The organism is Seohaeicola saemankumensis, assembly GCF_021021435.1.
In the GTDB taxonomy this organism is placed as follows: Bacteria; Pseudomonadota; Alphaproteobacteria; order Rhodobacterales; family Rhodobacteraceae; genus Seohaeicola.
In genome coordinates, this window is sequence record NZ_JAINWI010000003.1 from 171,785 (window position 1) to 195,652 (window position 23,868).

21 protein-coding genes and 2 tRNA genes are annotated in these 23,868 nt (G+C 59.9%); 12 read left to right on the plus strand and 11 right to left on the minus strand.

Annotated elements, in window-relative coordinates; genetic code table 11:
• Positions 1–75: 75 nt before the first annotated feature.
• From pdxH to K7H22_RS00985, 4 genes are all read left to right on the plus strand, one after another.
• The gene (gene pdxH, locus K7H22_RS00970; protein ID WP_230798676.1) at positions 76–681 is read left to right on the plus strand and encodes a pyridoxamine 5'-phosphate oxidase; all 606 of its coding nucleotides are present in this window, start codon (positions 76–78) and stop codon (positions 679–681) included.
• A gap of 116 nt (positions 682–797) precedes the next feature.
• Entirely contained in the window at positions 798–1,334 is a 537-nt protein-coding gene (locus K7H22_RS00975; protein ID WP_230798678.1) for a cold-shock protein, read from the plus strand.
• Positions 1,331–1,798, plus strand: a complete 468-nt coding sequence (locus K7H22_RS00980) for a DUF192 domain-containing protein (protein ID WP_230798679.1) — start codon at positions 1,331–1,333, stop codon at positions 1,796–1,798. Before K7H22_RS00975 ends, K7H22_RS00980 begins: the two co-directional genes overlap by 4 nt.
• A gap of 135 nt (positions 1,799–1,933) precedes the next feature.
• Positions 1,934–2,010, plus strand: a tRNA-Pro gene (locus K7H22_RS00985).
• A 39-nt stretch (positions 2,011–2,049) separates the two neighbouring features.
• Here the strand turns inward: K7H22_RS00985 and K7H22_RS00990 are convergent.
• Complete coding sequence (locus K7H22_RS00990; protein WP_230798681.1) at positions 2,050–2,562, minus strand: hypothetical protein; 513 nt, start codon at positions 2,560–2,562, stop codon at positions 2,050–2,052.
• Positions 2,563–3,092: 530 nt separating this feature from the next.
• Here K7H22_RS00990 and K7H22_RS00995 point away from each other — a divergent pair.
• From K7H22_RS00995 to K7H22_RS01005, 3 genes are all read left to right on the plus strand, one after another.
• Positions 3,093–6,770, plus strand: a complete 3,678-nt coding sequence (locus K7H22_RS00995) for a vitamin B12-dependent ribonucleotide reductase (protein WP_230798683.1) — start codon at positions 3,093–3,095, stop codon at positions 6,768–6,770.
• A gap of 958 nt (positions 6,771–7,728) precedes the next feature.
• Positions 7,729–7,926, plus strand: a complete 198-nt coding sequence (locus tag K7H22_RS01000; RefSeq protein WP_230798684.1) for a CsbD family protein — start codon at positions 7,729–7,731, stop codon at positions 7,924–7,926.
• Between the two features lie 169 nt (positions 7,927–8,095).
• On the plus strand, positions 8,096–9,025 hold the full coding sequence (locus tag K7H22_RS01005) for a PRC-barrel domain-containing protein (protein WP_230798685.1): 930 nt from the start codon (positions 8,096–8,098) through the stop codon (positions 9,023–9,025).
• Positions 9,026–9,104: 79 nt separating this feature from the next.
• Here K7H22_RS01005 and K7H22_RS01010 read toward each other — a convergent pair whose 3' ends face one another.
• Together K7H22_RS01010 and rocF are read right to left on the minus strand one after the other, a co-directional pair.
• The gene (locus K7H22_RS01010) at positions 9,105–10,163 is read right to left on the minus strand and encodes an ornithine cyclodeaminase (protein ID WP_230798686.1); all 1,059 of its coding nucleotides are present in this window, start codon (positions 10,161–10,163) and stop codon (positions 9,105–9,107) included.
• 48 nt (positions 10,164–10,211) lie between these two features.
• Positions 10,212–11,141, minus strand: a complete 930-nt coding sequence (rocF, locus tag K7H22_RS01015) for an arginase (protein WP_230798688.1) — start codon at positions 11,139–11,141, stop codon at positions 10,212–10,214.
• A 117-nt stretch (positions 11,142–11,258) separates the two neighbouring features.
• Between rocF and K7H22_RS01020 the strand changes: the two genes are divergently transcribed.
• Positions 11,259–11,687, plus strand: coding sequence for an Lrp/AsnC family transcriptional regulator (locus K7H22_RS01020; RefSeq protein ID WP_230798690.1), 429 nt, complete (start codon positions 11,259–11,261; stop codon positions 11,685–11,687).
• A 35-nt stretch (positions 11,688–11,722) separates the two neighbouring features.
• Here K7H22_RS01020 and K7H22_RS01025 read toward each other — a convergent pair whose 3' ends face one another.
• Together K7H22_RS01025 and K7H22_RS01030 are read right to left on the minus strand one after the other, a co-directional pair.
• Positions 11,723–12,196: a disulfide bond formation protein B gene (locus K7H22_RS01025; RefSeq protein ID WP_230798692.1), complete on the minus strand. Its 474-nt coding sequence runs from the start codon at positions 12,194–12,196 to the stop codon at positions 11,723–11,725.
• On the minus strand, positions 12,193–12,771 hold the full coding sequence (locus tag K7H22_RS01030) for a YqaA family protein (protein ID WP_230798693.1): 579 nt from the start codon (positions 12,769–12,771) through the stop codon (positions 12,193–12,195). The genes K7H22_RS01025 and K7H22_RS01030 overlap by 4 nt, the downstream gene beginning before the upstream one ends.
• Before the next feature lie 267 nt (positions 12,772–13,038).
• On the opposite strand from K7H22_RS01030, the gene K7H22_RS01035 reads away from it, so the two are divergent.
• Together K7H22_RS01035 and K7H22_RS01040 are read left to right on the plus strand one after the other, a co-directional pair.
• Positions 13,039–13,122: transfer RNA gene (locus K7H22_RS01035), tRNA-Leu, on the plus strand.
• An 895-nt stretch (positions 13,123–14,017) separates the two neighbouring features.
• On the plus strand, positions 14,018–14,605 hold the full coding sequence (locus K7H22_RS01040; protein ID WP_330165818.1) for a Hint domain-containing protein: 588 nt from the start codon (positions 14,018–14,020) through the stop codon (positions 14,603–14,605).
• Positions 14,606–14,761: 156 nt separating this feature from the next.
• On the opposite strand, the gene K7H22_RS01045 is transcribed toward K7H22_RS01040, so the two are convergent.
• The 6 genes from K7H22_RS01045 to K7H22_RS01070 form a co-directional block, all read right to left on the minus strand.
• Positions 14,762–15,361: a nucleotidyltransferase family protein gene (locus K7H22_RS01045; protein WP_230798695.1), complete on the minus strand. Its 600-nt coding sequence runs from the start codon at positions 15,359–15,361 to the stop codon at positions 14,762–14,764.
• A gap of 3 nt (positions 15,362–15,364) precedes the next feature.
• Entirely contained in the window at positions 15,365–17,773 is a 2,409-nt protein-coding gene (locus K7H22_RS01050) for a GcvT family protein (protein WP_230798697.1), read from the minus strand.
• A gap of 139 nt (positions 17,774–17,912) precedes the next feature.
• Positions 17,913–19,214, minus strand: a complete 1,302-nt coding sequence (locus K7H22_RS01055) for an HlyC/CorC family transporter (protein ID WP_230798699.1) — start codon at positions 19,212–19,214, stop codon at positions 17,913–17,915.
• An 81-nt stretch (positions 19,215–19,295) separates the two neighbouring features.
• Entirely contained in the window at positions 19,296–20,222 is a 927-nt protein-coding gene (locus K7H22_RS01060; RefSeq protein WP_230798701.1) for a site-specific tyrosine recombinase XerD, read from the minus strand.
• Positions 20,223–20,227: 5 nt separating this feature from the next.
• Positions 20,228–21,937 (minus strand): hypothetical protein, encoded by a 1,710-nt coding sequence (locus K7H22_RS01065; protein ID WP_230798703.1) that lies wholly within the window; start codon positions 21,935–21,937, stop codon positions 20,228–20,230.
• Positions 21,927–22,076 (minus strand): hypothetical protein, encoded by a 150-nt coding sequence (locus K7H22_RS01070; protein WP_230798704.1) that lies wholly within the window; start codon positions 22,074–22,076, stop codon positions 21,927–21,929. Before K7H22_RS01070 ends, K7H22_RS01065 begins: the two co-directional genes overlap by 11 nt.
• 81 nt (positions 22,077–22,157) lie before the next feature.
• Between K7H22_RS01070 and K7H22_RS01075 the strand changes: the two genes are divergently transcribed.
• Both K7H22_RS01075 and aroB read left to right on the plus strand, forming a co-directional pair.
• Positions 22,158–22,754, plus strand: coding sequence for a shikimate kinase (locus K7H22_RS01075; RefSeq protein ID WP_330165821.1), 597 nt, complete (start codon positions 22,158–22,160; stop codon positions 22,752–22,754).
• Positions 22,751–23,866 carry a 3-dehydroquinate synthase gene (gene aroB / locus K7H22_RS01080; protein WP_230798707.1) on the plus strand — a complete coding sequence of 372 codons (1,116 nt, stop codon included), beginning with the start codon at positions 22,751–22,753 and terminating at the stop codon, positions 23,864–23,866. Before K7H22_RS01075 ends, aroB begins: the two co-directional genes overlap by 4 nt.
• Positions 23,867–23,868 lie beyond the last annotated feature (2 nt).

A 23,868-nucleotide genomic window follows, 5' to 3' on the forward strand; every position in this document is an offset into this window, starting at 1 on the left:
ACGCGTCTTCAAGGCTGGACTCTGGTAGTGTTCCGCGAAAAAAAGTGACCAAACGGTAAAAAAAGGTTTGTCCTGATGAGTGACAGAGATGGTATATTCGGTGGTAATGATCCGTTCGAGATCGCGCGTCGCTGGATGGCCGAGGCGGAACAAAGCGAGTTGAACGATCCCAATGCGATCGCTTTGTCGACAGTCGACGCCGAGGGTCTGCCCAATGCGCGCATGGTTTTGCTGAAGGAAATCGAAGCGGCTGCTTTCGTTTTTTATACGAATTACGAAAGTGCAAAAGCGCAGGAGCTCGACAGTGCGGGCAAGGCGGCTTTCGTCATGCACTGGAAATCCTTGCGCCGCCAGATCCGTGTGCGCGGTTTGGTCAGCAAGGAAGAGGGCCCGCAGGCAGACGAATATTACCGCTCGCGCTCGCTCAAAAGCAGGTTGGGGGCTTGGGCTTCCGCGCAATCGCGGCCTTTGGCGTCACGCACGGCCCTGATGGCCGAAGTGGCCAAGATCACAACCATGAAAGGGACCAACCCTGACCGCCCGCCCTTTTGGGGTGGATACAGAATTGATCCGGTCGAGATCGAGTTTTGGGCAGATGGTGCATTTCGGCTGCATGACAGATTTGTCTGGCGCCGAAAGAAACCGTCTGAACCTTGGGAGATTCAGCGACTGAATCCGTGACACTGACGTCACGTGAATGGTAAAGCTTAGTATAATCAGATATTTTATACTTGAACTATGTAAACGCTTGGACGACTGATCGTTACATGAGAGTAAAAGAAAATGTGGGTGACCCAGTGACACACGACGTTACAACGACCCGCAGAGTGCTTGGATCGGTTAAGTGGTTTGATCCTGTAAAGGGTTTTGGTTTTGTAGTCGCTGACGAGGGCGGCCCGGACATTCTGCTGCATGCCAATGTGCTTCGCAACTTCGGCCAGAGTTCAGTGGCCGATGGCGCCAAAATAGAGATCGACGTGCAAGACACAGCTCGCGGCGTGCAGGCTGTCGAAGTGTTCCGCATCGAACCACCTGTCGGAAGCGAAGCCGCGATGCTGGCCGATTTCGAGGATATTGACCCCGAAATCATGCGCAACGCCCCTCTGGAGCCTTCGCGCGTTAAATGGTTCGACAAGGCCAAGGGCTTTGGCTTCGGCAATGTCTTTGGGCGTCACGAAGACGTCTTCATCCATATCGAGGTGCTGCGCCGTTCGGGTCTGGCCGATCTGCAACCCGGTGAGGCGGTATGCTTGCGGGTGATCGAGGGCAAACGTGGCCGGATGGCCACCGAAGTCTGTGCTTGGGAGGCCGCAGTAAAGGCCCGCAGCGAATGATCCAACGGACAGTGCTGGCGCTTTGGCTGATTCTTGGCGCCAGCTTGGCGCAGGGCGCCGAATGCCGCGACGATACGGTCCAGTTGCGCGGTGACTGGGGGCAAGCGCGGTTCACGGTCGATTTGGCGGATACGCCGGATACCCGCAGCCGGGGTTTGATGTTCGTCGAATCCATGCCGAAAAGCGCAGGGATGCTTTTTGTCTATGACGCGCCGCAGCGCGCGACATTCTGGATGCGAAATACCCTGATTTCCCTCGACATGATTTTCACCGACGAAACGGGCACGGTGCAGCATGTGCACCACAGTGCGATTCCCGGCGACGAGACCACGATCGACGGGGGCAGCGGTATCCTGACCGTGCTGGAAATCAATGGCGGCATGGCCCGTGCTATGGGTATCACGGAAGGTAGCCAGATGCGCCATCCGGCCTTCGCGCCTGCAAGCGCCGCCTGGCCTTGCTGACAGCTGCGATCTTGTCTTGAAACTGTTTGAGACAGGGCCTTTCCGCGCACATCATGGCATATCCGATTCAATTCGCCACGACATGCTTTAAGGGCTTTTCAAACCGGCGCGGGCGGTTTAGATGCAGTCTCGGTCCGGGGCGTAGCGCAGTCTGGTAGCGCATCTGTTTTGGGAACAGAGGGTCGGGAGTTCGAATCTCTCCGCCCCGACCATTTGACGCAAGCGGCCCCCCAAGCCCTGCTCATCTTTTCTCAAAGTAGCGTTCCACCCAGTTGGACCATGACCCGCGCAACCCGTCTTGCGATGCGGGGGTCCGGAAAGAAGACGCGCAGCACGTCACCGCCAGCGCGCGGCACCTCCAGGTAATTCGTAGCCGCCAGCACATAGCCTTCCCCCTGGCTTTCAAGGCGCAACCTGATCACGCTTTCGGGCAGTTGCGCGATTGTGCCGTCATAGCGCAGGATCGCGCCCGCCGTTGCGTCGGGTGGCAGAAGCATCCGGCATTCGATGACCCCCGCGGCGGGGCGCAGGATTCGTTGCGTGGGGGCGGTGCAGATCTGCGGCAAGGCATCAAGCAGTGCATCGGGCGGTGCCACGAAATAGGCGCGCTGCTCGGGCAATGGCTGGTTTGATGGCGGAGCAGGTGCCGGAACCCGAGAACACCCTGCCAGCGCAAGCACCATGGCCAGCCCTGCAAAGCCCGGCGTCCCGAGGCGTGATCGCCACGCAAAAAGTGCCAAAAAGAATCGCTGCCACATCATCATCTGGTAGTTGCCCGTGACCTTTCAGCATCATTTGGTAGGTTGCCTGAAATACAGGCAGTTCTCCACACGCAGGTGACGGACTAAACCTGATCCTTCAAAACTGGGTGTTAACCGTGCTGAATGCAACGTGTTTCGCCGCATATCCACAAAGCTATCCCCAAGCCCGCTAAGATGAGTCTCGCACAGCCGATTTGGCAACGCGCGTTGAAACGTGGGTCAAGGAATTTTTGTTGTGCGTAAGTCAAAAATCTAAGTTGACGTTGCAGGTCCGGATACGTCAGATTGTGCAGGCCGGATAGTCGATCCACTATATGTTGTGTGTGTGATAGGGTCACGGCGAGGGACAAAAACAAAAACCATATCGGGCAGAGGCCAGACGCTGCCAAAGCGCCGCCAAACTTGCCCGCGCATGGGATCGCCTTTTTCGAAGGCGTGGCATGCGGGATGTTTTGCTTTCTCGGCCTCTTCCGGTGCGGTGATGTCGCGCAATGACGCGGTGTCGGATTTGAACGCTACACATGAGGCACGAGATGAAGATCGACAGAAAATTTACAAAAGCCGGGCAGGACGCATATGCAGAGCTGGATTTCGTAACGACCGCTTCGGAAATCCGTAACCCCGACGGCACCGTCGTGTTCCGTCTGGACGAGGTGGAAGTTCCGGCAAGCTGGTCGCAAGTCGCATCCGACGTCATCGCACAAAAGTATTTCCGCAAGGCTGGCGTGCCGGTCAAACTCAAGAAAGTCGCCGAGAAAGGCGTGCCCGAATTCCTGTGGCGCTCGGTTCCCGATGGCGACAAGGTCGAAAAGACAGGCGAAACGTCGTCCAAGCAGGTATTCGACCGTCTGGCAGGCGCATGGGCCTATTGGGGCTGGAAGGGTGGATATTTCACCAAGGAAGAGGACGCGCGCGCCTATTACGACGAGATGCGCTATATGCTGGCCAGCCAGCGTGCGGCCCCCAACAGCCCGCAATGGTTCAACACGGGTCTGCATTGGGCTTACGGCATCGACGGTCCGTCGCAGGGGCATTACTATGTCGACTACCAGACCAAAGAGCTGACCAAATCCGCCAGCGCCTATGAGCATCCGCAGCCGCATGCCTGCTTCATCCAGTCGGTCAAGGATGATCTGGTCGGCGATGGCGGCATCATGGACCTTTGGGTGCGCGAGGCGCGCCTGTTCAAATACGGTTCGGGCACCGGCACCAACTTTTCGAGCTTGCGCGCCGATGGCGAGCGTCTGTCGGGCGGCGGAAAATCCTCGGGACTGATGGGCTTCCTCAAGATCGGTGACCGAGCGGCCGGCGCGATCAAGTCGGGCGGCACCACACGTCGCGCGGCCAAGATGGTGATCGTCGATGCGGACCACCCCGATATTCAGGAATACATCAACTGGAAGGTCAAGGAAGAGCAGAAGGTCGCCAGCATCGTCGCCGGATCGAAGATGCACGAGCAGAAGCTGAACGCGATCTTTGCCGCGATCAAGGCATGGGATGGAAGCACCGAAGATTCGGTCAATCCGGCCAAGAACCCGCAGCTCAAGGATGCGATCCGCGGCGCGAAAAAGGTGATGATCCCCGAAACCTACGTCAAGCGCGTGCTGGATTATGCCAAGCAGGGTTACGGCTCGATCGAATTCCCGACCTATGACACTGATTGGGATTCCGAGGCTTACGCTTCTGTATCCGGCCAGAACTCGAACAACTCGGTCCGCGTCACCGATGCCTTTCTCAAGGCTGTCGAAGATAACGCTGATTGGGAATTGATCCGCCGCACCGATGGATCGGTCGCCAAGACCATCAAGGCGCGCGATCTGTGGGAAGATATCGGTCACGCCGCATGGGCTTGCGCCGATCCCGGCATCCAGTATCACGATACAGTCAACGACTGGCACACATGCCCCGAAGACGGCGCGATCCGTGGATCGAACCCGTGCTCGGAATACATGTTCCTTGACGATACGGCCTGCAATCTTGCCTCGATGAACCTGCTGAAGTTCTACAAGGATGGGCAGTTTCAGGCCGAAGACTATATGCACGCAACCCGCCTGTGGACCGTGACGCTGGAAATCAGCGTGATGATGGCGCAATTCCCGTCCCGCGAAATAGCGCAGCGCTCTTACGATTTCCGTACGCTGGGTCTGGGCTATGCCAATATCGGCGGTCTGCTGATGAACATGGGCCTTGGCTATGACAGCGAAGAGGGCCGCGCGATGGCCGGTGCCCTGACCGCGATCATGACCGGTGTGGCCTATGCGACATCCGCCGAAATGGCTGGCGAGTTGGGTGCCTTCGACGGCTACAAGCGCAACAGCAAGCATATGCTGCGCGTGATCCGCAACCACCGCAACGCTGCTTATGGCGCGACAGATGGCTACGAGTCGCTGGCGACCAAGCCTGTGCCGCTCGATCACGCCAACTGTCCCGACCAGCGTCTGGTCGAACTGGCCAAATCTGCGTGGGACGAGGCCTTGACCCTTGGCAAGAAGCACGGCTACCGCAACGCCCAGACATCGGTGATCGCACCTACAGGCACGATCGGTCTGGTGATGGATTGCGATACCACGGGGATCGAGCCTGACTTCGCGCTGGTAAAATTCAAGAAGCTCGCCGGTGGCGGTTACTTCAAGATCATTAACCATTCTGTGCCCGCCGCGCTGGAAAAACTCGGCTATGGTTCCGCCCATATCGAGGAAATCGTATCCTATGCGGTCGGTCACGGCAGCATCGGCAACGCGCCCGGCATCAACACCACCAGCCTGATCGGGCACGGCTTCGGCCCGCGCGAGATCGAGAAGGTGGAAAGCGCACTGGGATCGGCTTTCGACATCCGTTTCGTCTTCAACCAGTGGACGCTGGGATCGGAATTCTGCCAGAACGTGCTGGGCATTCCAGCTGAAAAGCTGAACGATCCGACCTTCGATCTACTGCGTCATCTGGGCTATACCAAGTCGGATATCGAGGCGGCGAACGACCATGTTTGCGGTACGATGACTCTGGAAGGTGCCCCGCATCTGGACCCCGCGCATTACCACATCTTCGATTGCGCCAATCCTTGCGGAAAGAAAGGCAAGCGTTATCTTGGGGTTAACAGCCATATCTACATGATGGCGGCTGCACAGTCCTTCATCTCGGGCGCAATCTCGAAGACGATCAACATGCCTAACGATGCAACCATCGAAGACTGCCAGAAAGCCTACGAGCTGAGCTGGAAACTGGGCGTCAAAGCCAACGCGCTGTACCGTGACGGCTCGAAACTCAGCCAGCCGCTGGCATCGGCGCTGGTGGAGGATGATGACGAGGCGATGGAGATCCTCGAAAGCGGATCGGCACAGGAAAAAGCTGCCGTGATCGCCGAGAAGATCGTCGAGAAGATCATCATCAAGGAAATCGCCCGTGGCCGTGAAAAGCTTCCCGAGCGGCGCAAGGGCTACACCCAGAAGGCCATCGTCGGCGGTCACAAGGTCTACCTGCGCACCGGCGAATATGCCGATGGCCAGCTGGGTGAGATCTTCATCGACATGCACAAGGAAGGTGCGGGTTTCCGCGCGATGATGAACAACTTTGCCATCGCCGTATCTGTGGGTCTTCAGTATGGCGTGCCGCTGGAAGAATTCGTGGATGCCTTCACCTTCACCAAGTTCGAGCCGGCCGGTCTGGTGCAGGGCAACGACTCGATCAAGAACGCGACCTCGATCCTTGATTACATCTTCCGCGAACTGGCCGTGTCCTATCTGGACCGGACCGATCTGGCCCATGTGAAGCCGCAGGGCGCCAGCTTTGACGATCTGGGCCGTGGCGAGGAAGAGGGCGTGTCGAACGTGTCCGAAATTTCGGAAAACGCCGCTTCGCGCAGCCTTGAGGTGCTCAAGCAGATCAGCTCGACCGGCTATCTGCGTAAGCGCCTGCCGCAAGAACTTGTGGTGTTTCAGGGCGGGCAGAACGGCATGAACGAGTTGATGGCGACAGGGACCGATCCGGTCAGCGCGTTGCAGACCCTCGTGCCCGAAACCAGCTTCCGCGCCAGCGCCAGTGTCACAACCACCACTGCGGTGGCCAGCGGCACAGTCAGCATGGATGCCCGCGCCAAGGCCAAGATGCAAGGCTATGAAGGCGAGGCTTGCGGCGATTGCGGCAACTACACGCTGGTCCGCAACGGCACCTGCATGAAGTGCAACACCTGCGGCGCAACAAGCGGCTGTAGCTGATAAGATTGGGGTTGAGGGCAGATGTTGACGCATCTGCCCTCGGCTCTCCCGCAATAGCCTAGAACGCTGCGGGATAAGCTAGTTCGGCTCTTCCGAGTCGATACGGAAACGTAGGACATAGACCGACATAGTGATCAATAGCGTTCTGAGTAGCCCACAGGTTTGCCACCAACATATGCTCGTGGCCTGTGGATATCTTAAGGAGCCAATAGAATGGCGAAGAAGAACATTACTGTAACTCGTGAAACCGCCTCCGGCCTAAACACTCATTTCAATGTGCCGGGCCGTGGTGAGGTAACACGAGGACAACTTGTTCGCGAAGTCCAAGTAGGAAAGCATCCAGGGTATCATACCCGAGATGTAAACGGTCGGCGCATAGTCGCTTCAAACCCTGATGGTTCTGAGAGGAACCATCTTGGATAGATAGCAAGTGAACACGGGGCAGGTGCGCTTGCCCCGGGCGGATCGGGCCGCAGGCAGAACACTCCGAGCGGTGAACAGATTGAGCCTGATCAGCAAAACTGGGGGGATGCGTGCATCCCTCCTTTTTCTTTTGCAGATAGATAATTCATTTCACGGTCATGCTCTTTCACGGATTGGTAGCATGCCGCGTGTCACCAGCTTGGCTGGCACAAAAATTATATTAAGGATTCATAACGTCTTGGCCGCGTAGCTGGCCGAAATCCGCTGGATTGACGCCGCGGAAACAGGAAAAGCCTGCAACCGGAGGGAACGATTTTCGACAGGGCGACGTTGTCTTTGCATGGCGGCAGGGAAGCGCGTCACATGTCGGAAAAATCCCCGGCAGGGCATTTCTTCCCGTCGCAACACGGATCGCGGCACGATGCGGCGATGCGTGAAGACAAGGACCAGCCTCATGCATCTTTTGCATGCGACGGGCTCCTGGCGAACCTGCGTGTGCTGCGTTTTGTGGCACCGATGATAGGAGTGAGTGAAGATGAACTGGGATCAAATCCAAGGTAAATGGAAACAGTTTACGGGCAGCGCCAAAGAGAACTGGGGCAAGCTGACGGATGACGATCTGGATCAGGTTGAAGGCAAGCGTGACCAGCTTGTCGGCAAGATTCAGGAAAAATACGGAATCGCCCGCGAAGAAGCCGAACGTCAGGTTGACGATTGGAGCAACAGGAGCTGATCAGCGCGCCCTCGCGTTGAACAGGCCTGCGTGACGGCCTGATATAGGCCGTCACACCAGAACACCCGAAAATCAAAGGGGAATGGGCGCGCCCTCGCGCACAGTCCCGATCATAAAGGATGATGGGTCCGGCCGATGGTCGGGTGGCCCGCAGCCTAAGGAGAGACTCATGAAAAATCTTATGACAACCACCGCCATGGTCATCGCACTGGGCATGCCCGTTGCTGGCTACGCACAGACTGTCTCGACCACCACCGAGACTTCGGCATCTGCGACTTCGGCATCTGCGGGTGCGGAAACGGGCTTTCTGGCCGAGCGCGGCCTGAACGAGATGCTGGCCACCGACCTGATGGGCAAGGACGTCTATGTGCGTCAGGGCGCAGCAGAGACCAATGGTGAAGCAGCCACGATGACTGCAGCGGACCTCGAAAACATGGATAATATCGGTCAGATCAACGATCTGGTACTGTCCAACGACGGGTCGGTTCTGGCCGTTGTGATCGGCATTGGCGGCTTTCTGGGCGTCGCCGAGCAGGACGTGGCCGTGACGATGGATCAGGTCAGCTTTGCAACTAACGCCGACGACATGGAAGAGACCTATGTTGTCGTCAATACGTCGGTTGAACTGCTGCAATCCTCGCCCGCCTTTGACCGCACCGCTGTGATGAACGGGGCGACCGGTATGCAGGATGCAGATACGGCTGCAACCGACATGGAAAGCAGCACCGACGCGGATGCCGATGTTGCAACAGATGATGTCACGGACCGCGAGATGCTGACCGCGCCCGATACAGAGCGTGAGGGCTATACCGCTGTCACTGCAGCAGATGTGTCTGTTGACGATCTGATTGGCAAAACCGTCTATGACGCCGAGGACACGAATATCGGTACGGTCGATGATGTGATCGTTGGCGATAACGGGTCGGTTCAGGACGTGATCATCGACTTCGGCGGCTTCCTTGGACTGGGTGCAACGCAAGTGGCGCTGAACTTCGAGGAAATGACCATGCTGACCAACGAGGATGACGACCTGCGCGTCTATGTCTCGGCTACAGAAGAGCAGCTGGAAGCGATGCCGACTTATTCCGCAAACGACTGATCGGAAGCTTCGTCCTGTCTTTAGGACAGCACAAAGGGCCGTCCCCGAAAGCGGGCGGCCCTGATGTGTCTGACGCCCTTCAGCCCGTTCCGACGGGTTTGGCGCGTGCCAGCATGCCGAAAAGATCGCGCGGATCATCAGGGTCTGCAAGCAGGTCCAGCGGCTGGAAAAACTCCGTGCCTTCAATGCGGTCGCGGATAAAGCGCAGGGCGCTGAAATCCTCGATGGCGAAGCCGACACTGTCGAACAGGGTGATCTGGCCTGCGTCCGCGCGCCCTTGGGCGGCACCTGTGATGACCTCCCATAGCTCGGTCACTGGATGATCTGCGGGCAGTTGCTGAATCTCGCCCTCGATCCGTGTCTGTTCGGGATATTCCACAAAGATGGCCGCGCGCCGCAGGATATCGGGATGCAGTTCCGTCTTGCCCGGACAATCCCCGCCAATGGCGTTGATATGCACACCGGCGCCGACCATATTGTCGGTCAGGATCGTGGCGTATTGCTTGTCAGCTGTGCAGGTCGTGATGATCTGCGCGCCCTCGATCGCCTCTTGCGGGCTACTGCAGACAGTGACCTGCAAACCTGACCGCCCCAGATTGCGCGCGGCCTTGGCTGTGGCACTTGCGTCGATATCGTAAAGCCGCACATGGCTGATCCCGCAGATCGCCTGCATCGCGATACACTGGAATTCCGACTGCGCGCCATTGCCGATCATCGCCATTGTGCTGGCCCCTGACGGGGCCAGATGCCGCGCGGCCAATGCCGAGGTCGCGGCGGTCCGGATCGCGGTCAGCAACGTCATCTCGGATAGCAGCACCGGATAGCCGTTATCGACGCGGGCCAGCATGCCAAAAGCGGTCACTGTCTGCAGGCCCGCCCGCATATTGCCGGGATGGCCGTTGACATATTTGAAGCCGTAAAGCGCGCCGTCAGAGGTGGGCATCAGCTCGATCACACCGACATCGGAATGGCTGGCGACACGCGGCGTCTTGTCGAAATGCGGCCAACGGCGGAAGTCATCCTCGATACACTGGGCCAGATCGCGCAGCATGTCGGGCAGTCCCAGATGGTGGACAAGCCCCATCATGTGATCGACCGAGACAAAGGGCACCAGCGCTTTTTCAGAAGGGGTCAGCATGGCAATTATCCTGTGGGATTGCGTATTCGGGGCAAGATGAAAGGCAGATCAGGCATAGGCCCTTGTGGTGCGGTCAAAGACGCGCCGTCCAAGGGCTGAGGCGGCCAGATCGACCATTAACTGTGCGGTGCGCCCGCGCTCGTCCAAAAAGGGGTTCAACTCAACCAGATCCATCGAGGTCATCAGCCCCGAATCGTGCAGCATTTCCATCACCAGATGCGCCTCGCGTACGGTCGCACCGCCGGGAACGGTTGTGACCACGCCGGGGGCTGCCGCGGGATCAATGAAATCTACATCCAGCGAGACGTGCAGCGCGCCACCCGCTGCGGTCACCCTGTCCAGAAACGTGCCAAGCGGGCGGGCGATACCTGTCTCGTCAATCTCGCGCATATCATGCCGGTGGATTCCGCTGTCCTGCAGCGCGGCGCGCTCTGCCGGATCGACCGAGCGCAGTCCGATGATGCAGATATTCTGTTCGGGCACACTGGCGGTCAGCGCGGGGAACCCCTCGAACCCGTCGCGCCCTGTAACATAAGCCAGAGGCGTGCCGTGCAGATGGCCCGATCCTGTGGTGTGCAGGGTGTGGAAATCGCTATGGGCATCCAGCCAGAGCACGAATTGGGGCCGGCCCATCGCATGGGCATGGGCGGTCACACCGGCCACGCTACCCAGTGACAGGCTGTGATCGCCGCCCAGAAAGATTGGCAGGCCTTGATCCATCGCGGATTGTGCGGCGGCTGAAAGGGACCGGGTCCAGCCGATCGTTTCGGCCAGCGCATGCAGATGCGCAGGGGCGTCGGGCAGGGGGGCGACAGGGGCAGGGGACAAATTGCCCAGATCGCGCACATGATGGCCCAAACCGTCCAGCGCCTCGGCCAGTCCGGCGGTGCGATAGGCGTCAGGCCCCATCAGACAGCCACGGCTGCGTTTGCCGCTATCGACGGGGCAACCGATCAATACGATGTCTTGCGGGGTCATGATGCTCTCCTGTTGTTGGAAACTGGTTCAGTATTGCGCCGTTCAGGGATGGATTACAGGCGCCAGATTGATCACTATGGGGTCAGTTTGATCAAAGCGGATGGAGAAACCGACAGAATGGATGATACCGATCAGGCCCTCATCCGCGCCCTGCGCCACGATGCCCGCGCCTCGTTATCGGCGCTGGCGGACCAGTTGGGCGTGTCGCGCACCACCGTGCGCGCAAGGATCGAGCGGTTGCAGCGGCAGGGCGATATCGCTGGCTTCAGCGTTGTATTGAAAGGTGATGTGGCGCAAGATCCGGTGCGGGGGTTGATGATGATCGCTGTGGAAGGGCGCGGCGCGGATCGTATCCTGCGGCAGTTGAGCGGCTTGGCCGATGTGCGCGCCGTGCACAGCACCAACGGGCGCTGGGATATGATCGTCGAGATCGGCACAGCCACGCTGGAGGATCTGGACCGTGCGCTTGCAACAATCCGGCGCTTTGACGGTGTCGTCAGTTCCGAGACGAACCTTTTGCTGCGCACCCGCAAATCCGGGCGCTGAGAATTGCGTGCAGGGGTATGCAAGAAGCCGACCCGTCAGGCCGCGCGCGTCCAAGCCATTAACCACAGACCTGCCAGACACAGCGAGGCGACCGCGTTCCAACTGGCCATTGACAGGCCCAGCATCTCCCACGGCACCTCGTCGCAGCGCACCAGCGGGGCGGACATGATCTGCGCGAAAAGATCTTCGGTGGATTGGCCCGCAACGCCGGTGCTGCTGCAAGAGGCGGGGCCTTCCCACCAGCCGCGCTCGACTCCAGTGTGATAGAGGCCGACCCCTGCGGTTGTCAGCGCCGCGATAGTGCCAAGGCCAGCCAGAAGGCGCTGTGGAAGGATCGCCAGCAGCGCCAGAGCACCCACCGCCATGGCCGCCACATGCGGCCAGCGTTGCCAGATGCACAATTTGCAAGGGGCCATCCCGCCGATATGCTGGAAGGCCAGCGCACCGATCATCAGGGCGGCTGAACCCGCAGCAGCAAGGAGCATCCAGTGGCGGGCGGTCAGTTTCATAGGAAGCGTACTCCGTAGAATCCGGCCAGCAGCATGATGACGAAAAGCGTGAACAACAAGCCCAGACGCTTTTCGATGAAATCACGAATAGGTGCGCCGAACTTCCACAAAAGCGCGGCAACGATGAAGAACCGGAATCCCCGCGCAATGATGGAAGTCACGATGAAGGTGCCCAGCGGCAGGCCGGTCCAGCCCGACATGATGGTGATGACCTTGTAGGGAAAGGGTGTGATCCCCGCGATCAGCACCGGCCAGAAGCCAAGATCGTTAAAGCGCGTGTTGAAGGCGGCCATCGCGTCGCCCTTGCCCAGTGCCTCGAGAATGGGTTGGCCCAGCGCGTCATAGAAGAAGGCACCGATCACATAGCCCAGAATCCCCCCCAACACAGACGAAACCAGCGCCACGGTGGCGATGAGCCATGCCCGCGAGGGGCGGGCAAGGATCATCGGGATCATCAGCACATCTGGCGGGATCGGAAAGACCGAGGATTCGATGAAAGCCACGAATGCCAAAACCCAAAGCGCCCGCGGATGCTGCGCCTGCCGCAAGGTCCAGTCATAAAGTGATCGTATCATGCTGCGCCATCCTTGAGCATCGGTAGGTTGCGCCACCTGTTCAGGAAGGCTTTGAAGTTAGCTGCGGCCAAGGCTGTGGTCGGCCTGAATGCGCCCTTGGCGCGTTGTGTAGCCTTCCCTTTGTTCCGGGGCAAAGCGAAAACACGACACAGGGGCGCAAACCATGCGGTTTTCGACTGGACGCGCCGCAGGTCGGACGGTAAATCAGCACCTGTGACCGGTGGGTTTGCAGTGCCATGATGTGGACTGTCAGTCTGGTCAAGCTGTGCGGGTGTGGCGGAATGGTAGACGCGAGGGTCTCAAACACCCTTACCTCACGGTGTGTCGGTTCGAGTCCGACCACCCGCACCACCCTGAACGATCGGTTTTGACGTTTAGCAGACACGCCGATCAATCCCTCCTGAAGACTACGCGCCACGCTGGTTTATCCGCATTCCGGTGGCCGCATTGATTCGGCTGTGTTTTCGGGGGCTCTCGATCTCTGAAACGGTTCAATCCCGCCTTGCATGGCGCATTGACGCTGACCGGCGAACAAAGGAGGCAGGGAAACAGATCATAAATTCGCCACATTGGTCGCAGCCGCCGGAGGGGTAAACTGTCGCGATTAAAGCGACAGTCAGGATGACTTTTTACCGGAAAAGTTTGTGGAATATTAAAAAACTTATATTTTTTGGGCGATCTCTCAAAAAATCTGTGTTTGCGGTTGTTTCCAATACACTCTGAAAAGCTCTCAGCAAGTCGCCTCAAAATTAAGAATGCGGCGGAAATTTGTCTTTTTTTGGAAAACTCTTGTTTTTCCTGACGAAGGGTTGGGGTATCCCATACCTATGTCCGTTTTGGACATACGTTTGTCGGCTGCGGGGGCGGCCAAGAACGGACTGTGTCTTGAATAAGGCGCAAGGAAAGGCTGCTGATCGGGTTCGGTGTCACGAACCATTCTGCTGTTTGAGTATTCGCAATGCTGGCCAAGGCTGGCACCTGTGCTGCTGTCTTTGCTCTTGTCAGGTCATGGAACTGGGTTTCTGCGGTCATGTCCGAGTGGGGCAAGGTGCTGCGGGTTTACGAGTTGGGCTGGATTCATCCCCGGCCTTATCGGGTGAGTGATGTGATGACGATGAGAATCGATACGCGTGCGACTGGGACCCTCGTGCCGGGCAGCCACCCTCTTTTCAGAGGGCCCGTGCCCACTCCGGCGCAAGAGGTCGCGGTTGCGACAGCCGAAGTTGACGGCCGGAAGGAACGGATTGTGCCCTGTTTTACGCCTGGAACCGCTATTGCCACACCGCGCGGTGAGCGTCTTGTAGACGAACTGCGCGTCGGTGACCGGATCATCACGCGCGACAATGGCATCCGCGAGATCCGCTGGATCGGCGCGCAGTTCCTTGACGCATCCGACCTTGCCCGCAATCCGCATCTGCGCCCGATCCTGATCAAGCGTGGCTCGCTGGGCGAGAGCCTGCCCGAGCGCGACATGATGGTCAGCCCGAACCACCGGATTCTGGTCAGCAACGAGAAAACCTCGCTCTATTTCGAAGAGCGCGAGGTGCTGGCGGCGGCCAAGCACATGACCGGATCACAAGGAATCAAGGAAATCGAGGTGGAGCGCGCGACCTATATCCACTTCATGTTCGACCAGCACGAGGTCGTATTGTCCAATGGGTGCTGGACCGAAAGCTTCCAGCCGATGGATTATACTCTCAACGGGATCGGTACCGCTCAGCGGAACGAGATTCTCGAACTTTTTCCCGAACTGGCCACGCCGAAAGGGTTGGATGAGTATCTTCCTGCCCGCCGCTCGTTGGCCCATGACGAGGCGATGCTTTTGCATCGGTAATCCCAATCAGTTGCAGCTGTCCGGCCTGACATGATTGTCGGCGTGGACTTGACGGGGAAGGGACAGGGGGCTGCGCCTTCCTCGGAAAACACAAAGGTCCGGAAAGCGTGTGCTTTCCGGACCTTTTGCATGGGATGCAGCGCTTCGGGGAAAAGCTCAGCTATTGCCCGCACGCCACGCGGCCCAGGCCTCGGGTGTGTCCAGATCGGTTGTGGCATGTGTATCTGGCAAATCCACCATCAAAACGCAGGTAGCCTGTTCACGCAGCAGATCGCGCGCGCCGCTATCGCCGTGGCATCGGGCCAGATCGGGAAACAGAGCGGCGGGAAAGATGACCGGATGTCCCGCTTGCCCCTGACTGTCCCGCGCGCGCAGGATCGCTGCGGGGGTTGCTTCATGGGCTGCAAGCATGGTGGACAGATCGGTTTCATCCAGATCAGGCAGGTCGGCGGGCAGGATCATTACGGCATCGCAACCCGCAGGCAGGGCGCTGACGCCTGCACGGATGGATGCGCCCATGCCTTCGGCGGCATCCGGCACGATCACGGGAATGACCTCCAGCCCGGCAAGGCAGGTCATCCGTGGATGATCGGCTGCGGGCAGGGTGCAAAGCACGGGCCCTGACGCCACCGCCATCGCGCGACGTAACATCAATTGTAGCAAAGGCTGCCCCGCGACCTGTTCCAACAGCTTGTCGCCCCCCCGCATCCGCGAAGAGGCACCGGCCGCCAATATCAGGATCGCGCAGCCTGCCACGGATCAGCCCCTCATCCGCGCGCCATCCGCATCGAAAAGCGGGGTCGTGATCAGGCGGGCAGGGCGCATTTGGCCCATGATTTCGATTTCGACGTCAAGCCCCTCCTGCGCGCGGTCAGATGGCACAAAGCCAAGGGCCACAGACTTGCCCGCGTAGTGCGAATAGCCGCCCGATGTGCAGAAGCCCTGCACCTTGCCATCCAGCCAGATCGGTTCGTAAGCGACGACATCTGCATCCTCTGCATCGACTTCGAACGCGCACAGGCTGCGTGCCGCGCCGGTTTCCCGCTCGTGTTCGGCGGCTTTGCGCCCGATAAAATCGGTGTTTTTCTTGAACGAGATAAACCTGTCCAGCCCGGTTTCTGCCGCCGTATAGTCGGGCGAGAATTCGTTGAGCCAACTGCCAAAAAACTTGTCCAGCCGCAGGCTCATCATCGCGCGCATGCCGAAAGGTTTCATGCCGTGTTTCTGGCCTTCCTCCCATAGCACTGACCACAATGCGCGCTGCGCCATCGGATCGCAGTAAATCTCGAACCCCAGATCGCCGGTATAGCTGACGCGCTGCACGGTGCAATCGGCCATGCCTACTGTCATCTGCCGCACATCCATAAAGGCCATATCGCTGATATCCGTACGCGTGCAGGCGGCCAGCACCTCGCGCGCCTTGGGGCCTGCGATCTGGAAACCCGTCAGGCGGTCGCTGATATTCTCGACTGTCACGCCGCTATCCGCGTGTTGGTCGAACCAGCGCGTGTGATAGGCCTGCGCGCCATAGCTGGCGGTCAACTGGAACCGGTCTTCGGCCAGACAGGATACGGTGAAATCCCCGATCAGGCGGCCCTTGGGGGACAGCATCGGTGTCAGGCTCAGCCGTCCCGGTTGCGGGATGCGCCCCGCCATGATCCGGCTTAGCCATGCCCGCGCCCCCGCGCCCGTGACCAGATATTTGCCGAAATTCTGCACTTCGTTGATGCCGACAGCCTCGCGCACGGCCATGACCTCGCGCGCTGTCGCCTCGAACGCATTGGAGCGGCGGAAACTGGGAGTCTCGAAACGCGGCTCGTCGCCGGTCGCGAAGTAGTTGACCACCTCAAGCCCGTATTGCGCGCCCCAGACAGCGCCCATCTTGTCAAAGACATCATACATTGGCGTCGTGCGGAAAGGCCGCGCAGCGGGAAGCTCTTCATTCGGATAGCTGATGGAAAAGCGTTTCTGGTAGTTCTCGATTACCTTGGGGCGGGTGAAACCCGGCGTTGTCCAGTTGCCGAAGCGCGCGCAATCCATTGCGAATGTATCGCGCTCGGTCTCGCCCTCGATCATCCATTGCGCCAGCATCAGGCCAACGCCGCCACCTTGGGAAAAGCCGGCCATGACCGCGCAGGCCGACCAGTAGTTCCGCATTCCGGGGACAGGACCGACCAGCGGATTACCGTCAGGCGCAAAGGTGAATGGCCCGTGGATCACGGTTTTGACACCCGCACGTTCCAGGATCGGAAAGCGGCGATACGCAAAGGCGATGCTGTCCTCGATCTTGTCGAGGTTATCAGGCAGCAACTCATGCCCGAAATTCCACGGCGTGCCGTCCACAGCCCAAGGGCGGCACGGCTGTTCATAGAACCCGATGCACAGCCCGCGCCCTTCCTGCCGCAGATAGCTTTCGCCGGCAGGGTCCATCACATGCGGATGCTCTGTGTCGCGCTCGTAAATCTCGGGCAGGTCATCGGTGACGATGTATTGATGCTCCATCGGGTGCAGCGGGAAATAGACGCCTGCCATCGCGCCGACCTCGCGTGCCCAAAGCCCGCCGGCGTTGACCACATGCTCGGCATGCACTGTGCCCTTTTCGGTGACCACATCCCATGTGCCGTCGGGGCGCTGGGTGGTGGCGATCACCTTGCAATGGGTTTCGATTGTTGCCCCTCGCATCTTGGCGGCGCGGGCATAGGCATGGGTGGTGCCCGACGGGTCCAGATGCCCGTCCAAAGGATCGTATAGTCCGCCGACGATACCATCCAGATTTGTGATCGGCGCGATTTTCGCGATCTCTTCGGGCCCGACAATCTCGGTTTCCAGCCCCATATAGCGGTGCTTGGCGCGTTCCGCGACCAGCATGTCAAAGCGTTCACGATTATCGGCCAGCGTGATGCCACCGACATGATGCAGCCCGCAGGACATGCCGGTAATCGCCTCCAACTCCTTGTAAAGACGGATGGTATAGCCTTGCAGCGCGGCCATGTTGGTATCGCCGTTCAGCGTGTGAAAGCCGCCTGCCGCGTGCCATGTGCTGCCGGATGTCAGTTCCGACCGCTCGATCAGCATGACATCAGACCAACCCAGTTTGGTCAGGTGATACAATACCGAGCAGCCGACAACGCCGCCACCGATCACGGCTACTCTGGTTGTGGTTTTCATGGACATATCCCTTGCTGATCTGCCGCCAGAGTTTGCTGGACAGCGTAAAAGGGCAAGCCGGAACGCGACAATTTATGTCGTAAAATCTGCAACCGCGTTGCCGCCCCCGCGCGGGGACAGCCGCTGCGCGACTACAGCATCACAAAGGGCGGACTTTCAACTTGGTGATCCGGTTCGCCTTGCGACCTGTCACTTCGAAGCGGAATCCGTGAAAGCTGAAGACCTGCCCCACGCTGGGGATCATCTGCGCTTCGTGGATCACCAGACCCGCCACCGTATTGGCCTGATCGTCGGGCAGGTTCCAGTCCATCGCGCGGTTCAAATCGCGGATCGTCATGGCACCTTCCATCGTGAAGTGGCCATCCTTGAGTTTTTGCACCGCATGTTCTGCCGCCGTGTCGAATTCGTCTGTGATCTCGCCCACGATCTCTTCCAGAATATCTTCCAGCGTGATCAGCCCCTCAAGGCTGCCATACTCGTCCACCACAAGCGCGAAATGCGTGCGGCGGCGCAGGAACTGGCGCATCTGGTCGTCCAGCGTGGTGGTGTCAGGAATGAAATAGGGCGGCCGAACGACGTCGAGCGCCTTGAAGTCCTTCACCCCGTTGGGCGACGGTTCCGGCCCGAACATCAGCTTGTGCATGGCGCGCAGCAGGTCCTTGGCATGGACCACGCCCACGATATTGTCTGGATCGCCCTGATACACGGGCAGGCGCGTATGGCTACTGGACAGTGACAGGCGCAACAGCTCTTCAGGGTCGATATCAGCGTCGATCATTTCGATCTGGCTGCGGTGCAACATGATCTCCTCGACCGTGCGATCGCCCAGATCCAGCGCCCCAAGGATACGGTCGCGGTCTTCCTTCTGCACGACTCCCTCGGACTGTCCCAGATAAAGTGCACCCGCGATTTCCTCGCGGACCGCCAGAATATGGCTGTCGGGATCGGTCTTGACGCCAAAAAGACGCAAGACACCGCGCACCAGCAATCGCACGGCGCTGACCACGGGAGCGAAAACCTTGACCACCAACTGGATCGGGGCCGATACCATCGCCGCTGCACTTTCCGCATTGGTGATCGCATAGGTCTTGGGCAGCACTTCGGCAAAGATCAGCACCAGCAGGGTCATGACAAGTGTAGCTACAGCCACGCCGCTTTCCCCGAAAAGCCGCGTCAGAAGGGCCGTGGCCAGCGACGTGGCCAGAATGTTCACAAGGTTATTGCCCAGCAGAACCGAGCCGATCAGCCGCTCGTTATCCTCGGTGATCACCAGCGCACGAGCTGCCCCTTTCGACCCCTTATCAGCCTGCGCCCGCAATTTGCCGCGCGACGCCGCTGTCAGGGCGGTTTCACTGCCCGAGAAGAAGGCCGACATCACCAGAAGCACACCGATCCCGCTTGCGGTGATCCAGAACGCGGCATCCAGAACAGTCATATCCATTGCTTGCTTGTCCTCACAGGGTTTCAGAGGGTTATGGCGATGATATGGGCCCCGTTCAAGAGGCGCACACCTGTCCGGCCTCTACTTGCGCGCGAGCGGGTGGTGATCCATGACCAGCGCGGTCAGTCTTTCGTCCAGCACATGGGTATAGATCTCGGTCGTTGCCACATCGGCATGGCCCAGAAGCGTCTGGATCGCCCGCAGATCGGCCCCGTTGGCCAGAAGATGCGTGGCAAAGGCATGGCGCAGCGTATGCGGTGTGACCTTGGCGGGCGATATGCCGGCTTGCACGGCCATACCCTTGATCAGCATGTAGAACATATGCCGTGTGAGATGGCCCTGCTTGCCCGTTGATGGAAACAGGTATTTCGACGCAGCTTTGCCCTTGGCGCGCAACGCGTCCTGCGATGCGTCGCGCAAAGACAGCCAGATCGTCATCGCCTCGCGGGCAGGGGGCGACAGCGGCACCATACGTTCCTTGCCCCCCTTGCCCATGATGAGCAACATCCGCGGATCGCCTCGCGCTGCCGCGACCGGAAGCGACACCAACTCGCTGACCCGCATACCCGTGGCATAGAGAAGCTCCATCAGACAGGTGTTGCGGACACGGTCCTCGCGCTGGCGGCCCAGATTGCGCGCTGCGTCCAGCAGGCGGTCCACCTCTTCAACGCTCAGGATCTTGGGCAGGCGTTGGTCGCGACCGGGGCCGGTGATCTGGATCGCGGGATTGTCTTCGCGCCAGCCCTCCTCGAACGCAAAACGGTACAGCTGCCGTATCGCCGACAAGCGCCGCGCGCGGGTGGATTTGGCCAGCCCCTGCGCGTCGCAATGGATCAGGTAGGCCTCGACATCCTGCCGCGTGACTGCGCCGAAATCGCCGCGTCCCTCCAGCCAACCGGCAAAATCCTTGAGGTCGCGCCCATAGGCCAGCAAAGTATTGGTGGCCGCACCCAGTTCGGCAGCCTGCGCTTCCAGAAAGCTAGAAATCCAGCGTGCACTGTCCCGCATCCCGCTTAACCCCGCCGGTCCATCAGCACCAGTTGCAGCGCGGCCCGCCGCGCCGTGTCTTCCAGACCCACGCTGCGCAAGGTGGCAATCCCGTCGGCCAGCCCCGTCAACTCGCCCTGCGTGGCGCGTTGCAGCATCTGGATCGTGCGCAGGATCACCTCGCCCAGCCGTTGTTCTGCCAGCAGGGAGGCCATGACATCGGGTGGTGCATCGGCTTTGAAGCCCTGCAGGATCGCGGCCTGCATCGCATCAGAGGCCACCAGCCCGTCGGTCTGTCCGCGCGCGATTCCGCTGGCAAAGCCGAATAGCGGGTGGCTGCCTGCCTGCGCCAGCGCCGCAGCCTCGTAATCGGGGCCAAGCAGCGCGATCCGGTAGGCCAGTGCCGCTGTGCTGCCGGACAGGTCCAGCCGCATCAGGGCCGAGCTGTATAGGCTCGAGAACGCCACGCCCAGATCGGCCGCCAGCATCGCGGGCCAGACGCGGGGCAGGGTGACGGACACGGCATTGCTGTCGCCCGCCCGCATCGCATCGTCAAAGCGCTGGACAGCCGCGACCCTGTCCCAGACCCCGCCCGAGGCGGCGGGCTCGCGGGCCGAATAGATGCCCAGCAGACGGTTGGCGGCCAGCGCGCCGGAACTGGCCAGACGCTCCGCGGCCTCGATTTGTGCGCGCCATCCGGCCGTGTCGCGCAGGTCGGCCACCGCAAAGGCGCGAGGCAGGGGCGCCGTGGTCAGAGGTTCGCCCAAAGCCTCATAAAGCCGGAAAACCAACGGAGTCGGGCGCACGGGTGCGCGGGGCAGGTCCATGTCCTCGAATAATTCGGGGTCCATGAACCGTGCCAGCAGTTCCGCCTCGATTTCGGGCAACGCGTCCAGTGCGCGGGCTGTGTCCAGCGTTAGCATCGCACTGGCCCAGTCACCGCGACGGGCTGTGCAGAAAACCTGCGCGCCATAAGACGGGGAAAGATGGGGCGCTCGCAGCAATGCGGCACAGGCGGTATCCTCGGCGCCAGTCAGAAGTGTCGCATCGAACCAGCGCGCGAACAACTCGGGCGTTTCCGGCCCCGCCCGTTCCAGCAACGCCTGCGCGGTCTCGACAGCACCAAGGCGCATCAATGCGTCGATCCGCGCCTGCAACAGTCGGCTGTCAAGGCCGGCATCGGCGGGGGCATCCGCCTCGGCCAGCAACAGCGTATAGAGCAGGGTCTGCATGGCAGGCAGTCCGCCGCGTAAAGGCTCGTCGATCAGTGACACCAGATCCGCGGTCTGGCTGCCCTGCCACAGACTAAGCGGTAGCCCTGAAACCGAGGCAGGCAGCAGGCCCACCGCATCCAGACCCGCACTGTCCAGCGGTGTCACCGTAACATCGGGAATAACCGCCGAGTCGGACACGGGCGGCTCGGCAATCGGTAACTGTCCGGCCAGCGCTCCCCTGTCCGGTGACAGTTGCGGCAATGCCAGACCGGTGCTGTCATTTAGCCAGTCAATCGCGGACAGCGGTTGTGCGACAGGTTGGGTCACCGTGACCCCGTCCGGCAGCGCGTCGCCTTGCGCCATCAAATGGTTCGGCAACACGAGGGCCGAGATCAGCGCCACGGGCACCAACCGGCCTGCCCGTCGCTGCGACCCCTGTCGCGCAGGGCTGCTGGCAGTGCCGTCATCTTGTCGGCGCAGGTTTATGCCTGACCAGACCGGACAGGCGGCCTCATTCGGCATCCAGTGTAACCTTCTGGCGTATCTCTTGCTGCGGGCGGGAAAAATCCTCGCCCAGATGAGGACCGACATAAGCATAGATCACGACACCGATTGCCCCTAAAACAACGAGGTAAATAATGTATTTCAGAATGCGTCTCATGGTGTCCTGCTTCTCCGCCTGCCCGCGCGGTCCCTTTTTTGCAAGTTATAACTGGCATTTTCCGCAAGATCACGTCATTCAATCACGAAGTTGCAAAAAACGGCACAACTTGGCCGAAACAGGCGGGCGATGGGCTGGAAGCTGAAAAAGACTGTGGTTCTTGTTGGGATGATGGGGGCGGGGAAAACGGCTGTGGGCAAGGCGTTGGCCACCCGTCTGAATGTGTCTTTCCTTGATTCGGATGCCGAAATCGAAAAGGCCGCAGCGCGCACGATCCCCGAGATTTTTGCCCGTGACGGCGAGGAATTCTTTCGCCTGAAAGAAAGCCAGATCATCGAACGTCTGCTTGAGGGCGCGAACGGGATTCTGTCAACCGGCGGGGGTGCCTTTCTGGCGGCGCGCAACCGTGAAGCCATTTCCGCCCGTGGTGTGGCGGTCTGGCTGGATGCCGATCTGCCTTTGCTATGGCAACGTGTGCGCCACAAGGAAAGCCGCCCCTTGTTGCGGACGGCTGATCCTTTGAGCACGCTGACCGCGCTTTACGAGGCGCGTGTGGATATCTATGCACTGGCCGATCTGCGGGTAAAGGTCGATCCGGTGGCCTCGATCGAAGAGACCGCCGCGCAGGTGCTTGAGGTGCTTCTGACCCGCCCCGATGTGCTGGAGCAAAGCCAATGACCGAAATCGTCCATGTCCCCTTGGGAAGCCGCGCCTATGACGTGCATATCGGCGCGGGCCTTCTGGCGCGTTCGGGCGCGTTGATCGCGCCCTTGCTCAAGCGTCCGCGCGTGGCCGTGATCACCGACGAGACCGTGGCCGCCCTGCATCTGGACAGCCTGCGCGCAGGTCTTGCAGCGGCAGGCATCACGATGGAGGCGCTTGCCCTGCCGCCGGGCGAGGCCACCAAAAGCTGGCCACATCTGACGCGCAGCGTGGAATGGCTGCTAGAGCAGAAGGTCGAGCGCAACGACATGGTCATTGCCTTCGGTGGCGGGGTGATCGGCGATCTGGCAGGCTTTGCCGCTGCCATTCTGCGCCGCGGGGTGCGTTTTGTGCAGATCCCGACCAGCCTGCTGGCGCAGGTTGACAGTTCAGTCGGGGGCAAGACGGGAATCAACGCGCCGCAAGGCAAGAATCTGATTGGCGCGTTTCACCAGCCCAGCCTTGTGCTGGCCGATACCGATGTCTTGGGAACCCTGACAGAGCGCGATTTTCTGGCCGGATATGGCGAGGTCGTGAAATACGGTCTTCTGGGTGATTACAATTTCTTTCAATGGCTTGAAGACAATGCCTTATCCGCTGCCTCTGGTGATATGGCAGCGCGGATCGCGGCGGTGACCCGCTCGGTCCAGATGAAAGCCGATATCGTGTCGCGCGACGAGACCGAGCAGGGCGAGCGCGCACTTCTCAATCTTGGCCACACATTCTGCCACGCGCTTGAAGCCGCAACCGGCTATTCCGACCGCCTGTTGCATGGCGAGGGCGTGGCCATCGGTTGCGCGCTGGCGTTCGAATTATCCGCACGGTTGGGCCTATGCTCGCAAGAAGACCCAAGCCGCCTGCGTGCGCATTTACGCCAGATGAAGATGAAGACCGATCTGTTTGATATTGAGGGTGATTTGCCAAATGCTGATGGCCTGATCGCGTTGATGTCGCAGGATAAGAAGGTTGCCGATGGCAAACTGACCTTCATTCTGGCGCACGGAATCGGTCAGGCGTTCATTACCTCGGACGTGCCGCGCGAGATGCTGCAGGCTGTTCTGCGCGATGCTTTGGCCGCGCGCGACTGATC